The organism is Zobellia roscoffensis, assembly GCF_015330165.1.
Classification (GTDB): Bacteria; Bacteroidota; Bacteroidia; order Flavobacteriales; family Flavobacteriaceae; genus Zobellia; species Zobellia roscoffensis.
The window spans coordinates 2313038-2328548 of record NZ_JADDXT010000002.1 but is presented as its reverse complement, the minus strand read 5'-3'; the positions used below and the strand labels follow the sequence as shown (position 1 = coordinate 2328548).

General features: G+C 38.3%; 16 protein-coding genes and 1 tRNA gene. 10 read left to right on the top strand and 7 right to left on the bottom strand.

Annotated elements, in window-relative coordinates:
• Positions 1-72: 72 nt before the first annotated feature.
• Positions 73-2688, bottom strand: a complete 2616-nt coding sequence (alaS, locus tag IWC72_RS09735) for an alanine--tRNA ligase (protein WP_194529649.1) — start codon at positions 2686-2688, stop codon at positions 73-75.
• Positions 2689-2789: 101 nt separating this feature from the next.
• Here alaS and IWC72_RS09730 point away from each other — a divergent pair, with 101 nt between their 5' ends.
• The 8 genes from IWC72_RS09730 to IWC72_RS09695 all read left to right on the top strand — a co-directional run bounded on the left by IWC72_RS09730 (position 2790) and on the right by IWC72_RS09695 (position 8133).
• Entirely contained in the window at positions 2790-3767 is a 978-nt protein-coding gene (locus IWC72_RS09730) for a M23 family metallopeptidase (RefSeq protein ID WP_194526018.1), read from the top strand.
• Positions 3767-4096, top strand: coding sequence for a MerR family transcriptional regulator (locus IWC72_RS09725; protein ID WP_194526017.1), 330 nt, complete (start codon positions 3767-3769; stop codon positions 4094-4096). Before IWC72_RS09730 ends, IWC72_RS09725 begins: the two co-directional genes overlap by 1 nt.
• A gap of 83 nt (positions 4097-4179) precedes the next feature.
• Positions 4180-4779 (top strand): LemA family protein, encoded by a 600-nt coding sequence (locus tag IWC72_RS09720; RefSeq protein ID WP_194529648.1) that lies wholly within the window; start codon positions 4180-4182, stop codon positions 4777-4779.
• Positions 4780-4782: 3 nt separating this feature from the next.
• Positions 4783-5220, top strand: a complete 438-nt coding sequence (locus IWC72_RS09715) for a TPM domain-containing protein (RefSeq protein WP_194529647.1) — start codon at positions 4783-4785, stop codon at positions 5218-5220.
• Entirely contained in the window at positions 5201-5992 is a 792-nt protein-coding gene (locus IWC72_RS09710) for a TPM domain-containing protein (protein WP_194529646.1), read from the top strand. Before IWC72_RS09715 ends, IWC72_RS09710 begins: the two co-directional genes overlap by 20 nt.
• Positions 5993-6109: 117 nt before the next feature.
• Positions 6110-6946, top strand: a complete 837-nt coding sequence (locus IWC72_RS09705) for a hypothetical protein (protein ID WP_194529645.1) — start codon at positions 6110-6112, stop codon at positions 6944-6946.
• Positions 6947-7062: 116 nt separating this feature from the next.
• Positions 7063-7497, top strand: coding sequence for a TPM domain-containing protein (locus IWC72_RS09700; protein ID WP_317171401.1), 435 nt, complete (start codon positions 7063-7065; stop codon positions 7495-7497).
• A 417-nt stretch (positions 7498-7914) separates the two neighbouring features.
• Positions 7915-8133, top strand: a complete 219-nt coding sequence (locus tag IWC72_RS09695; protein ID WP_194529643.1) for a hypothetical protein — start codon at positions 7915-7917, stop codon at positions 8131-8133.
• Between the two features lie 60 nt (positions 8134-8193).
• Here IWC72_RS09695 and der read toward each other — a convergent pair whose 3' ends face one another.
• The 5 genes from der to IWC72_RS09670 form a co-directional block, all read right to left on the bottom strand.
• Positions 8194-9498, bottom strand: a complete 1305-nt coding sequence (der, locus tag IWC72_RS09690) for a ribosome biogenesis GTPase Der (RefSeq protein WP_194529642.1) — start codon at positions 9496-9498, stop codon at positions 8194-8196.
• Positions 9499-9642: 144 nt separating this feature from the next.
• A complete protein-coding gene (locus IWC72_RS09685) occupies positions 9643-11175 on the bottom strand; it encodes a choice-of-anchor I family protein (RefSeq protein ID WP_194529641.1) in 1533 nt (510 codons plus the stop codon).
• A gap of 106 nt (positions 11176-11281) precedes the next feature.
• Entirely contained in the window at positions 11282-12166 is an 885-nt protein-coding gene (gene era, locus IWC72_RS09680) for a GTPase Era (protein ID WP_194526010.1), read from the bottom strand.
• Between the two features lie 10 nt (positions 12167-12176).
• Positions 12177-12641 carry an RNA methyltransferase gene (locus IWC72_RS09675; protein WP_194529640.1) on the bottom strand — a complete coding sequence of 155 codons (465 nt, stop codon included), beginning with the start codon at positions 12639-12641 and terminating at the stop codon, positions 12177-12179.
• Complete coding sequence (locus IWC72_RS09670; RefSeq protein ID WP_194529639.1) at positions 12628-13992, bottom strand: alanine/glycine:cation symporter family protein; 1365 nt, start codon at positions 13990-13992, stop codon at positions 12628-12630. The genes IWC72_RS09675 and IWC72_RS09670 overlap by 14 nt, the downstream gene beginning before the upstream one ends.
• A gap of 192 nt (positions 13993-14184) precedes the next feature.
• On the opposite strand from IWC72_RS09670, the gene IWC72_RS09665 reads away from it, so the two are divergent.
• A tRNA-Met gene (locus IWC72_RS09665) sits at positions 14185-14257 on the top strand.
• A 54-nt stretch (positions 14258-14311) separates the two neighbouring features.
• A complete protein-coding gene (locus IWC72_RS09660) occupies positions 14312-14533 on the top strand; it encodes a hypothetical protein (protein WP_194529638.1) in 222 nt (73 codons plus the stop codon).
• A 246-nt stretch (positions 14534-14779) separates the two neighbouring features.
• On the opposite strand, the gene IWC72_RS09655 is transcribed toward IWC72_RS09660, so the two are convergent.
• A complete protein-coding gene (locus IWC72_RS09655) occupies positions 14780-15502 on the bottom strand; it encodes a phytanoyl-CoA dioxygenase family protein (protein WP_194525997.1) in 723 nt (240 codons plus the stop codon).
• Positions 15503-15511 lie beyond the last annotated feature (9 nt).

Sequence of the window (15511 nt, the reverse complement as noted above, 5' to 3'; positions counted from 1 at the left end):
AAGAACGGACATTGACCAGATATTCCCTAAAAGAAAGAAGCTCCGCTATTACTAGCGAAGCTTTTATTCATATTACTTTATATACTCTTTAGCCTTGGCCAGCGCCTCATCTAGACCTTCCGGCTTTTTACCGCCTGCCGTAGCAAAAAACGGTTGGCCTCCGCCGCCACCCTGAATAAATTTACCCAACTCTCGTACAATGGTACCCGCATTTAACTCTTTTGAAGCCACTAGCTCTTTAGAAATGTAGCACGACAACAACGCCTTGCCATTCTGTTCTGTTCCAAAAAGAAGGAATAGATTGTTTTGGTTCTGTCCCATTTCAAAACATAAGTCTTTTATTCCAGCGGCATCCAAATCTATTTTCTTGGCTAAAAACTGAACTCCGTTTACCTCTTGCAATTCGTTCTGTAAATCGCCTTTCAGGTTTTTCGCTTTATCCTTTAGAAGTGCTTCCACTTCCTTTTTTAGTTTGGCATTCTCCTCCTGCAATGTAGACACTGCTTTTACAGGATCTTGTGCATTGTTCAATTGCGATTTTATCTCCGAAAGCATCCTATCGTTATCTGCAAAAAAATCTTTTACCGCATCGGATGTAATCGCTTCTATACGTCTAATACCTGATGCTACAGCACCTTCCGACTTGATTTTAAAATGCCAGATATCACTGGTATTCTTTACGTGCGTACCTCCACACAATTCAATGGATTGCCCAAAACGCACGGTCCGGACGGCATCACCATACTTCTCTCCAAAAAGAGCCATAGCACCTTCTTTCAAAGCATCTTCCATTGGAATGTTTCTTTGCTCCTCAAATGGCAATTGCCCAGCAATACGGGCATTCACAAAATTTTCAACTTCCCGAAGTTGATCTGGTGTCACTCTTGAAAAGTGAGAAAAATCGAATCGTAAATATTTAGAATGTACCGCAGAACCTTTCTGTTCCACATGCGTGCCTAATATCTCACGTAAGGCCTGATGTAGTAAATGCGTAGCGGTATGATTGGCTTGTGTACGTTCGCGCTGTTTCTTATCTACAACGGCCTTAAACGTTCCGTATGTATCTTTTGGAAGGTTTTTAGTAAAGTGGATTATTTCGCTGTTCTCTTTCTTAGTATCCAGAATGTAGACCACATCGCCATTTGGCATTTCCAAATATCCCTTATCCCCTACTTGACCACCACCTTCAGGATAAAAAGGAGTAAGATTGAAAACCAACTGATATTGCTCTCCTGCCTTTTTAGAAGTTACTTTTCTGTACTTTACCAATTTTACATTGGCTTCTAGGGCATCATACCCAACAAATTCTTGCTCTAAATCTCCCGAAAGCACCTCCCAGTCATCCTTGGAAATCTCCGAAGCCGATTTTGAACGGTTCTTCTGCTCCTGCATCGCCTCTTCAAAACCTTTTTCATCTAGGCTCAATCCTTTTTCAGAAAGGATAAGTGCTGTTAAATCTATTGGAAAACCGTAGGTATCATACAATTCAAAGGCCTTTCTACCATTAACTTCTTTACCTTTTGCATTTGCTATGATCTGGTCTAAAAGAACAAGACCCTGATCTAAAGTTTTTAAGAACGAATGCTCTTCTTCTTTGATTACGTTTTCTATCAACTGGCGTTGCTCCTTCAACTCAGGAAAAGCGTCTCCCATATTTTCAGTCAACACACTCACCAAACGGTACATAAACGGTTCTTTCGTATTCAAGAACGTAAATCCGTAGCGAACGGCACGCCTTAAAATACGCCTAATAACATAACCAGCACCTGTGTTACTTGGCAGTTGACCATCTGCAATGGAAAAAGACACCGCACGAATATGATCTGCAATCACACGGATCGCAATATCCGTCTCTTCATTTTTACCGTATTTGCTATGGGTTATAGCCTCTATTTCACGAATGATGGGTTTAAAAACGTCAGTTTCATAATTAGACTGTACGTTCTGAAGCACCATACACAAACGCTCAAAACCCATACCAGTATCTACATGCTTAGCAGGCAAAGGCTCTAAAGAACCATCTGCTTTACGGTTATACTGCATGAAAACCAAGTTCCAAATTTCAACCACCTGTGGGTGATCGGCATTCACTAATGAAGCACCCGAAACTTTAGCTTTTTCTTCCGCAGAACGAATATCTGCGTGTATTTCAGAACAGGGTCCACATGGGCCTTGATCGCCCATTTCCCAAAAGTTATCTTTTTTATTACCGAGAATGATTCGGTCTTCGGGCACGATAGCTTTCCATAAATCAAAAGCTTCGGTATCTAACGATAGGTTATCTGCATCTTTACTTCCCTCAAAAACAGAAACATAAAGACAATCTTTATCAATTTTTAGGACCTCCGTAAGCAACTCCCAGGCCCACGAAATAGCCTCAGGTTTAAAGTAATCACCAAAACTCCAATTGCCCAACATTTCAAACATGGTGTGGTGGTACGTATCTTTACCAACTTCCTCAAGGTCGTTATGCTTACCACTTACTCGCAAACACTTTTGCGTATCTACGGCTCTAGGACTTTTCGGAATACTATTCCCTAAAAAAAACTCCTTAAACTGGTTCATTCCCGCATTGGTGAACATTAATGTAGGGTCATCTTTAATAACCATTGGGGCAGACGGAACTATTTTATGGTCTTTTTCTTTATAAAAATTCAAGAATTGAGATCGGATTTCCTTGGAAGTCATAGAAAATTATAAGGTTTTACAAAATTTAACGTTTTAAACGAAAGTATTTCTATATTTGTTTATCCCGCTAAAACAGCACAAAAATAGGATAAAATCGATACATGTCTAAAGTAAAGTACTATTACGATCCAGATACGCTTTCGTATCGTAAAATAGAGCCTAAAAAATCTAGGCGCTACCGTAATATTGCACTGTTTTTTATAGGGTCTTTCCTTTTTGGCCTCATGTGCCTGGTATTTTTAATGAATACCAACCTCATAAATACGCCAAGAGAACTTTCTCTATCTCGTGAAGTAAAAAATTACGAGTTGCAATTTGAACTTCTAAACAGAAAGATGGGGCAAATTGAAGAAGTTTTAGCCAATATAGAGGATCGAGATAATAATATCTATCGTTTATATTTTGAAGCCAACCCCATACCCGAAGAGCAGCGAAGAGCTGGTTTTGGTGGGGTAAACCGCTATAAATCATTAGAGGGTTTTAATAATTCTGAAATGGTTATTGCAACTTCAAAGCGTTTGGACATCATTAAAAAGCAGATGTCCATTCAGTCAAAATCACTAGATGAAATCACCAAACTTGCCGAAGAAAAAGAAAAATTCTTAATGGCGATACCTGCTATTCAACCCGTTACCAATGAAAGTCTTAGACGTATGGCTTCCGGTTTTGGTTGGCGTTCCGATCCATTTACAAAAGCACGTAAACTTCACAGAGGTATGGATTTTTCCGCACCTAAAGGAACACCTATATATGCTCCTGGCGATGGAAAAGTTATTCGTGCCGATAATGGCTCTTCCGGTTACGGCAAGCACATTCGTATAAATCACGGTTACGGATTCAAAACCCTTTACGGGCATCTTAGTGAGTACAATGTAAAAAAAGGTCAGCAAGTAAAACGTGGAGACCTTATTGGCTTTGTAGGTAATACCGGACGTTCAGAAGCACCCCATTTACATTATGAGGTGTGGAAAGATGAGGAACGCATCAACCCCATAAACTTCTATTACGGAAGTTTATCGGCTGAAGAATTTGAAAATATGCTTAAATACGCAGCTCAAGAAAATCAATCTTTGGATTAATGCAAATAGATCTCCCAGAAAAAAGGTACTATGGCATTGGCGAAGTCGCCAAGGCTTTTGACGTGAACACTTCCCTGATTCGTTTTTGGGAAAAGGAATTTGATGCGCTCAAGCCCAAGAAAAATGCGAAAGGCAATCGCAAATTCACCCCACAAGACATAGAAAATCTTAAACTCATTTATCACTTGGTAAAAGAGCGTGGATTCACTTTAGATGGTGCAAAAACCCACCTAAAGGAGAATCGACAAAAAACGCTTAACAACTTCGACATTATTGATAAGCTGGAGCGTATTAAAGTAGAATTGACCAAAATTAAGGATCAATTGTAACTTTTTAGTCCTTTTGAGGTCTTATACCTTGAATGAACTATTTTTCTAAGAAAACACATTAACTATAACCAAATATTTTTAAGATGAAAAAAGGATTAATTGTACTTATTGTACTAGGAGTCATTGCTTTTGGGCTTTATAATTGGGCCGTTGGCTTTAACAACACCGCAGTAGAGTTAGAAGCGAATGCAAAAACAGCATGGTCTAATGTAGAGAGTGCCTACCAAAGAAGAAACGATCTCATTGGCAACTTAGTAAAAACAGTACAGGGTGCCGCAGATTTTGAGCGTGGTACATTAACAGATGTAATTGAAGCTAGAGCAAAAGCAACCTCCACTTCTATAGACGCCAACAATTTAACGCCAGAAAAAATGGCTGCTTTTCAACAAGCACAAAGTGGACTTACAGGTGCTCTCAGTAAATTAATGGTAGTTGTAGAACGATATCCAGAACTGAAAGCAAACCAAAACTTCCTTGAACTGCAAGCACAACTGGAAGGCACCGAAAACCGTATTAATGTTGAGCGAAATAAGTTTAATGAAACGGTAAACCTTTACGACATTCATATTTCTAAATTCCCAGGTTCATTCTTGGCAGGTATTTTCGGGTTTGAAGACATGGCACGCTACAAAGCAGATGCAGGTTCCGAAAACGCACCGGATGTAGAGTTTGACTTAAAATAAGATATGTCTAGAGTAGAAGCATTTTTAACTGCGGAAGAAGAACAAGAAATTGTTGAGGCTATACACCTAGCCGAGAAAAACACTTCTGGCGAAATCAGAGTGCATATTGAACCGCACACCCGATTGGAACCTATTGAACGGGCCAAAGAAGTGTTTCTACTCTTAAAAATGGAAAATACCAAAGAAGCTAACGGTGTCTTGATCTACGTTGCCGTAAATGATAGAAAATTTTCCATATTCGGAGATAGCGGCATCAACAAAGTGGTACCCGATAATTTTTGGGACACTACCAAAGATGCTATTCAAGACCAATTTGAAAAGGGAAAGTTTAAACAAGGAATCATTGACGGAATTTTAAAAGCCGGAGAAGAACTACAAGCCCATTTTCCTTGGCAACAGGGCGATAAAAACGAACTTAGCAATGAAGTATCTAAAGGGTAGTCTACTTTTTTTAACTTTTTTGATTCTAGAAAGTGCTTTGGGGCAAGCAATCATTCCTAAAAAACCTGACTTCATACCCGCTCTAATAGACAGTACTAATACTTTATCAAGCTCTAAATTCAATTCTCTATCTAAGAAGTTACAAAAATATAGTGATTCTACCTCTACTGAAATCCTTGTAATGCTCATGTCCTCTACTAAAGGAGAGGAAATAAAGTTTTATGCCGCTCAATTAGCTCATGAATGGGAAATTGGTAAAAAAAACAAGGACAATGGAATCATTATTTTACTAGCGAAAGATGATAAAAAAGTAGCTATACAAACAGGATACGGTATAGAACACCTTTTAACCGATGCTCTTTCAAAAAGAATTATTGAAAACATAATGCTTCCTCAATTCAGAGAAGGCGCTTTCTATGATGGACTCAACCAGGGAACGGATACAATTTTCGAAGTTTTAGCAGGTGAATATACCGGAAATCCTCAATCTAATAACAATAATATTCCATTTGACACCCTACTACCTGTTATTATTTTCTTTATTATACTTATAATCTTTTCAAGACGTAATCGCAATAAGGGCGGGGGGCGTAATGGCGGTAAACGTTCTGACGGTCTTGATTTATGGGACATGATAATCCTAAGTAACATGGGACGCAGCGATGGCTCGGAAAGCTTCGGTGGTGGCAACTTTGGAAGTGGAGGTGGCGGCTTCGGAGGTTTTGGAGGCGGTGGTGGTTTTGGAGGTGGCGGTGCGTCTGGTGGATGGTGAAAAATTTATGATACCCTTCATCGAGTTTCCTGTTATCTCTCTATAAGTTCGTTCTAGAATTCCTATATTATCAATTAATATATTGAGTTATAACTTAGTTCCAATAAAAAATTTCTTATGAGCAATGTGACAAAACTTATGTTTATTAAAAAGAAAAAATCTTTAAAAAATAAAATAGTTTCCAACATCTCAGATTGTCTAACCACAGCTGCAAAAAAAGAAAAAACTAGCACTGTTAAATCAAAAATAACCTCATCAGTTAAGGGTGCGTTACGAAAAGCTGAGGATTCAAAAACATTAGATAATATAGTAACTTACGATACTGATTCCATCCTAACAAAAAATAAAATAGACCATTCCTTTAATTTAATTTCAAACCCGGAAATTGAAAGGCTTAAAAAAGAAAAAATAGCCGTAGAACATGATTTATGGATAAAGGAAAACGAGGTAAAGAATTTAATCCAACGAGAAAGCTTAACAAAAGATTTAACACGTAACGATGCAATCAAAGGCTTAGTTTCAAGCATCATAGAAAAATTTAAAAAACTCTCGAAAGAAGAACAAATTGAATTTGCTAAGAATAAGAAAAAAATTTCTCTTCGTGTTGAAGATTACATAGAAAGATTAATTAATGTTTATGATGATAAAGGATATTGGGGTATTGACTACAGCAACAGCGAAAATTTTCTTGGTGATTTATCAACAGTAAAAGATATAGCTATTTTATCTGCAAACCTTTCTAAATATGTTCATTTAGCTACAAGTGGCGTCCATAACGCGACTCAGTTACAGCTAAAAATTGCGATTATGGAAAGAGACAAACTAAAACTGGAATTAGCTGAAATCAATCGGCTACTCGAAATAGAATATGCCAAGAATGGAGAACAACACGGATTTAACGGCGGATTTGGTGGAGGTAGTTTCGGTGGCGGAGGCGCTAAAGGTGACTGGTAATAATAGCACAAATAATTAAGTTTAATTATACATTCAGAAATCAATTTATAATGTTCAACCGTTATATTTTATTTATTACTTTAATATTTTTAAACTGCAAGTCAAGTAAAGAAAGTGTGCCTACATTCAATTCTTTCCCGGAAAATATTAAAGGCACTATCATCAACGATTTTTCTGAAATACTATCCGAGAATGAAAAAGCCAACTTGACTACCAAATTGTATAACTACGAGGTAGCCACAACTAGACAAATGATTTTTGTAAGTATAGATAAAATAACCCCCTATACCGATATTCAGAAGTATGCTACAGATTTAGCCAATCATTGGGGTGTCGGCCACAAAAAGAAGAATAACGGGCTTCTGCTTGTACTTTCTGTACCATCAAGAAAATTAGGCATTGCTACCGGCCTTAATACAGAAAAAATACTGACTGATAGTGTTTGTCAGCAAGTAATTGACATGACAATAATCCCACACTTTAAAGAAGGCAACTATTATAACGGAATCTCGAAAGGATTGGATTCATTAATCTACAAATGGGATAACTGAACAATCCTATTTGTATAGTATAACGAAGCTATTGTTTGCTTTGTTTAATAGTTTTTTACAGATTAAAATAATAATTTAATACGAGAGGCTTCTACTTGTTTTAAGCTAACCCTATATTGTTTCACACAACCTTTATTCCTTAAAAACATCTTGTAGGAAAATCACCATGAAAAAATTCCTTTTAGCATTACCACTACTTCTGATTCTTATGATGTGTACATCTGATGACACTAAAGATTATGATTGTTCAGCAGTAACCTGCGCATCTGGCTTCTCTAATCTTTACATAGAACTTGTGCAGATAGTGAGCGTGGCGAAAATCTACTAGCTAATGATACCTATACTGCTTCGGACATTGCAATATCTGGCAGTGAAACCATTGAATTTTCAATTGAAGAAATATCCAAGAAAACTGTTTTGTCCCTCTCCGATTCCGAATGGGACACTGGAACTTATGATTACGTTTTATCCGTTGGGGATAAAAATAGTCTCGACCTAACTTTAAAATTAGAACGGTCAGGCGGTGAAGGTTGCTGCTCAAACACCCTTTTACTAGATTCTTTTAAGATTGACGGAGAAGTTCAAGAAGAAGATACATTTTTAACATATAAAATCCCTACAAGGAATATAGACTAGTCTAAATCACTTATAGGGATAATAATTCTTCCGAAGAAAATGAAACTTTTAAAACTTCGTTTATTTCTTCCTCATATAAATTGTAATGGGTACACCGCTAAAATCATAATTTTCTCGCAACTTATTCTCTAAAAACCGCTTATACGGTTCACGAACATATTGCGGTAAGTTGCAAAAGAATGCAAACTGAGGATAGTTTGTTGGCAGTTGTGTGATATACTTAATTTTTACGTATTTATCTTTGTACGCTGGTGGTGGTGTCCGCTCAATAATTGACAACATCGTATCATTAAGTTTACGCGTCTTGATTTTTCTAGACCGACTTTGATACACCTCAACAGCAGTTTCAATTGCCTTATAAATACGTTGTTTGGTGAGTGCAGATATAAATAGAATAGGCACATCTACAAAAGGCTCCAATGCTTGTTTAATACGTATGGTGTACTCTTTCATGGTATTGGTTTCCTTATCCTCAACCAAATCCCATTTATTAACTAGAATAACGATACCCTTGTTGTTACGTTGTGCCAGCCAGAAAATATTCTCAACTTGACCATCAAAACCACGTGTAGCATCAAACATCAACAAACAAACATCGCAATGCTCAATAGCACGCACAGAACGCATTACAGAGTAAAACTCTAAATCTTCTTTTACCTTAGACTTTCTTCTAATACCTGCTGTGTCTACAATATTGAAATCAAACCCAAAACGGTTGTATTTAGTATCAATACTATCTCTTGTTGTGCCTGCAATATCGGTTACGATGTAACGGTCTTCACCAATAAGGGCATTTATAAATGATGATTTACCGGCATTTGGTCTACCAACAACGGCAAACCTAGGCAACTCACTCTCTTCTTTCTCTTTTTCAGGAAGAACTTCCACTAAATCATCCAGCAAATCTCCTGTACCACTACCGTTAATACTAGATAGTGTATAGTAATCACCTAGACCCAAAGCATAAAACTCCACCGCATCTTCGGCACGCTTGGCATTATCAACTTTATTCACTACCAAAAAAACAGGTTTTTTTACTCTACGTAGTAAGTTCGCCACATCTTCGTCCATTCCGGTAATGCCACTTTCCACATCTACCATAAAGATAATGGCATCGGCTTCATCAATAGCAAGTTCTACTTGCTTATCAATTTCCTGCTCAAAAATATCGTCGCTACCTTGCACATAGCCACCCGTATCAATTAACGAAAACTCTTTTCCGTTCCAATCACTTTTTCCGTAATGACGGTCGCGGGTTACCCCACTTACGGCATCGGTAATAGCTTCCCTTCTTTGAATCAAACGGTTAAAAAACGTTGATTTCCCTACATTTGGTCTCCCTACAACGGCTACAATCGCACTCATACTTCCTAAAATTTGCTGCAAAAATAGTATTAATCCCGATGGAATCGTAATTCTAAACAACTAATCGTAAGTAAATTAAAAAGAGAATCCCCAGATCTCAAAAAGAAATATGGGGATTCTATAATTTTAGTATGTTAAAACCGACTATTTTATTTCGTAAATAGACACGGTATTGGACACCTCATTTGTGATAACCAAAAGGTTTTCACCGTTAGGCGACTCTTCCGCAGGGATAGTTAAAAGCCCCTCAGGAGCAACATCTTGGGTATTGAAAACCCACTTTAAGAATACCGGAGCAGATGGACTTGAAATGTCATATACAAAAGCGCCACCTGTTCTCTCCAAACCTACGAACAACAATGTAGACCCTCCTACTTTTAGCGTAGTCACCGATTCTGGCTCTGCACCTTTATCATCACTTCTGTCATCTACTTCACCTTCATCGTTATTGAACAAAGCAGGAGCGATTTCCAATGTTTTTCTTCCTATTTCATCTCCACTATCATAAACGATCTGCCCTTGAGGAGACCAGATTGTAAACGAACGTGCCCCGTATGAATAGATTTTATCAAAATCACCATCACCATCCGTATCTCCATTGGCCGTTGTAGTCTTTAAACGACCTAAATTTTCTTCAGTCTGTAATTCTTCAGCATTAGGGAAAGCAGTAGCATCCAGCTCCAAATCCTCTACTCTAACCTCTTCAGAATACCCATCATAATCGCGAGAGTCTCCTTCATTAGCAGAAATGATATACCCTGCACCATCAATTTTAGCATATGTAATAGCATCAGGCATATAGAAACCTAAAACCGGCCATGTTTTAAAATTACCCACAATATCATCTTTATTGCTAGCGTCCATAGCGTTTTCAGTAAGCGAGTGGTCTTTTACCCCCAACCCAAAAACATCCGTTAGGGTCATTGAAGTTAAATCTACCACGGCCATACCGTTATTTTCCTGTAAACTGATGTAGGCATATTTACTATCGTCAGAAACCGCGACGTATTCTGGCTCAATATCCTGCGCTACTGAAGCACCAGGACCAAAAACTCGAAAATCGTTTCCTATGGTTTGTCCGTTGTAATTGGTAAAGAACAAAGTATTCACCTCATTTTTCTCCAGGTCGATTACCGAAATAGAACCTTCAGGGTCTACCGTATAATCGTCATTTGGCTCTCCTTCGTTTGCAGAAATGATATATTTTCCATTAGGACTAAAAGCGACCATATCTGGCAATGCTCCAGCAGGATAAGAGGTTTCCAAGGTCATAGTAGCCGTTTCATAAACTTCAATTGTTCCGTCTGCTTGCTTGTTGTCGTTCTCTACGGCAATTGCCAAAAGTCCATCATGAACCGCAACACTATTTGGAGTACCGCTTAAAGCGATAGATGCTTGTTTTGCTGGAATTGTTGGTTCAGAAATATCCCAAACGGAAACTTCACTTTCCACAGGGTTTACAACGAACAGTTTACCGGTCTTAGCATCAAAGGCACTAATTTCAGCAAAACCTTCATCTCCGGTACCGTTTGTAAAACCACCGATTCTAGTAAAAGTAAGGTTGGACGGATCTACGACCTCTTCATCTATAGGGTGGCCGACAAGGTCTTCTAGTTTTTCACAAGAAAAAGTAGCTAATGCAATAAGAATAAGCGGAATACTTTTAAATTTTTTCATCTTCAGGTTGGTTATTAATCACCAAAGATGAAATTTCAAGATCACTTAAAGGTTAGCATAAGAATAACCAATGTTTACTAGACTGCAACCAAATTGTTAACTACGTTTAATTATTGTAACCAAACCGTTTTAGTTGACGGGCATCATTACGCCAGTTTTTATTAACCTTCACGTACAATTCTAAATGCACTTGTTTTCCAAAAAACTTTTCTAAATCTTTACGGGATTCCACTCCTACCCTTTTTAATGCGCTGCCCTTATGACCAATGATAATCCCTTTTTGAGAATCGCGTTCCACCATGATTACCGCACGCATCCTGATGATATCTTCATCTTCAAAAAATTCTTCGGTCTCTATTTCAACTGAATATGGAATCTCTTTTTTGTAATACATCAAGATTTTCTCACGGATATTCTCGTTTACAAAAAACCGCTCGGGCTTATCCGTAAGTTGGTCTTTAGGGTAATAGGCAGGAGCTTCCGGAAGCAATTCTATTATTCGTTCAAAAATATTTTTAATATTGAAGTTTGATAGAGCGGAAATAGGATGTAGTTCTACAGTGGGAAGCATTTCTTGCCAATACTGAACCTGTTCCTCCAATAACTCCTGTGTTGCCGTGTCTACTTTATTCAACAATAGCAGAACGGGAATTTTACTATTTTTTATCTTTTCAAAGAAAGCTTCATCCTTCAATGCTTTTTCTCCAATCTCTACCATATACAAAAGCACATCTGCATCTTCAAAAGCCGACTTAACAAAATTCATCATGGAAGATTGCAGTTCGTAGGCAGGCTTAATGATACCTGGCGTATCCGAAAGGATTACCTGAAAATCATCACCATTAACAATACCAAGAATACGATGCCTGGTGGTCTGTGCCTTGGAAGTAATAATAGAAAGTTTCTCGCCTACAAAGGCATTCATTAAAGTGGATTTTCCCACATTGGGATTCCCTATAATATTTACAAATCCAGATTTATGATTTCCCATACTTTATCTTTTAACGCATTCGCGGTTTTGATAGACTCCTATCATACATAACAATACTTCCGGCTACAGCCACATTAAGGCTTTTCTCAGATTTAAAACGAACCAAATGGTGCGACTTTTCACAAGCTAGGTTAGAAAGTCCGTGGTCTTCCGCTCCCAGCAAATATACGCATCGCCTTGGGTGTTCAAAAGTTTCCAGGTCAACCGCATTCGCTTTCATTTCTACCCCGACCAGCATAGCACCTTTGGGCAAATTATTATAGAATGCCTCAAACGTATCGTAATGAAAATAAGGCATGGCCTTCACGGCATGGTGCGTATCGCTTGCCTGTTTGGCATATCTATTACCAATCGTGAAGATAAAACTAGCGCCCAGATTTTGTGCCGTTCGCCATAATACCCCTAAATTTTCAGGCGTTTTTCCATTTTGGATACCAATACCAAAAAACTCATGTTCAAAATTATCCGTGCTCACCTTTTAACCTCTGAAAATATTTTTTTGCTTCGCTGTTCACCTTTGGTGCCAGCAAAAGTACGGCAATCATATTGGGTATGACCATTAAAGCATAGGAAAGATCTATAAGGTTTTTTACTAAATCCAAAGAAGCTACGGCTGCAAATACAATCATAAGTACAAAATACCAATTATAAAACTTCCCGATTTTTGCATTGGTCAAGAAAGAAAGACATTTTACACCATAATAAGAATATGTGAACAAAGTTGAAAAAGCAAATGCAGTAACTATTACCATGAGCAAAATATCACCATAACCGAACAGCGTGGTCTCAAATGCCGATAATGTCATAACTATTCCGCTTCCATCTTCTAGATATGCACCACTTAATATAATAACTACGGCTGTGAAAGTACACACCAAAATAGTATCTATAAAAGGTCCGAGCATGGCTACAAGCCCTTCTTTAATAGGATTATCCGTTTTTGACTGCCCATGATACATAGGTGCACTACCCAAACCTGCTTCATTGGAGAACATAGCCCTACGAACCCCAATAATAACCAGCCCCCAGAACCCTCCGGTAACAACGGTCTTAAAATTCCAAGCTTCCGTTATAATCAGTTTTAATGAAGGGATGATCTGCGAAGCGTTCAAGACCATAACAACAACCACCGCTACTAGATAAACCAATACCATAAATGGAACGATTGCAGATGCAACTTTGGCAATTTTGGAAAGTCCACCAAAAATCACAAAAGAAGTAACGACGGCCAGAACAACGCCTATTCCCAACTGCCAGTTGAAATCACCAAAATTGGCAATAGTTTCGTTGGGCTCCACCACACTCATAAATGTTTCCGTAAACTGGTTTGCCGTAAAAACACCTAAAAAGCCGAATAAACCACAGACTGCAAAAAACAGCGCCAATGGTTTTGCTTTAGGCCCCAAACCTTGGGTAATATAGTACATAGGCCCTCCTTGCAATTTACCATCAGAGTCCGTACTACGGAACATAATGGCCAGACTACAGGAATAAAATTTGATACACATACCAATAAGTGCCGTAACCCATATCCAAAAAACAACACCAGGTCCTCCGTCATGAATGGCAATGGCTACACCGGATATATTACCAAGGCCCACGGTTGCCGCAACCGCAGCCGATAGTGCTTGAAAGGAACTTACATCGCCTTCAGCCTTATCATTATCATACTTACCCGCTGTTATGGCAATGGCATGGCCAAAGTAGCGATAGGGTAAAAATTTGGAATAGAAGACCAAAAAAAGCCCCCCACCAATAAGTAAGAGAAACATGGGCCACTCCGTATAAGGCAGCGCGGCAGAAATAAAGTCGTTTATTGTATCCATAAATAGGCTTGAAAGTCCCGAAGATATGGAATTTGGATATTTTTTAGGGTATGCATAAAAAGATTCTGCTCTAAGTTTGGTTTTAAGTAAAAAACAGTTGTATATTTGTCGCCCGTTACGAATAGTAGCGCACCTTTATCTCGTCAGCGTAATGACCTGAAGTTGCAAGACAAGTGAGATAAAAACCCATATCGCGGGGTAGAGCAGTAGGTAGCTCGTCGGGCTCATAACCCGAAGGTCGCTGGTTCGAGTCCAGTCCCCGCTACTAAGCCGAAAGGCAATAAAACCAACGGTCCGTGTACGCACAGACCGTTTTTTTATGCCCACTATTTCCGTAGTTTTACAAACAGTAAACGAAACAGTATACACTTTCCCCATGAAACCGAACTTTACCGAGCCTAAAATTTACACTGGCGGGGTAGATGTCCGTCAATGGTCCAAGCTCTCAAAAACAGAGCAAAAAGAAGCCCTTAAAAAACCTTGGTATGTCTATTTTTCCTTCCGCGATCCTGAAGACTTACCCTTCTTAGGACATTGCTAAATTCATAAAATTATCATTATCGTTTGTCGTTTGGGGGAAGAATTCTTCCCCCAAACGGTCTTTGTATTCCTAGGGTGAAACATTTCAGCAGTTGTTTTGCAATAAGCTCAACCATACATTCAGAGGACAAAAACTATAGAAACAATAATATCAACCCTACTTTTAGCTAAAGAATTCCCTATACCTTGAAAAAATATCTTCTTTTAAGGGAAGCCTAGTTTTATTTAGTCGTGACAAATACTTTTATTATTTAGATTTTCTGAATTTCCGTTTTCCGGTATGGTCCATCCCTTGCTCACGTTCTAGTTGTATCATTTCTTGAGGTCTATAATTTAAAATTAGAGCTCGCCGTGGTCCATCAGTGATATTACCTTTGCTAAAGTGCAGGGTAAAACCATCATGAAATGTACAACCTCCTGCTTTTAAGGGAACAGGTTTACCATCTTTAGGCCTTATAGCTATAGATAGCGCCCCACCCTCTTTACTATGAGTATGTTTGAATAACTGATTGTCATATCTGGGAACAAACCACATACATCCGTTTTCTTCATATACGTCATCCAGTGCAATCCAACAGCTTACCGATCTTTTGTCAGGTAAATCAATCCAATAAGCAGCATCTTGGTGCCAAGGAGTTTCTGTATTCGTAAAAGGAGCCTTATTAATTAGCATATCAAAATCTAGTGCCATATCCTCTCCCAACAAATTTTGGGCCCAAGCCAATGCTTTTGTATAAACTTGCTTCTGTAAAAGTTGGGGTTTAATACGACTGGGAAGCATTATCTGTGTAATTTTCTCAACAGTTTCAGTGTTTGAACTATTACCTGATAAATCACTTCGCAAGCCAGCAGTGAGCTTCTTGTCTTCCAAAAGCACATTGTATAATTTTCTAAGTTCAACCACTTCTTCAAAAGATAATAGTTGTTCTAAATGAGCAAATCCATTATGGATAAAATCTTTTTTCAACATAGTAAGGTT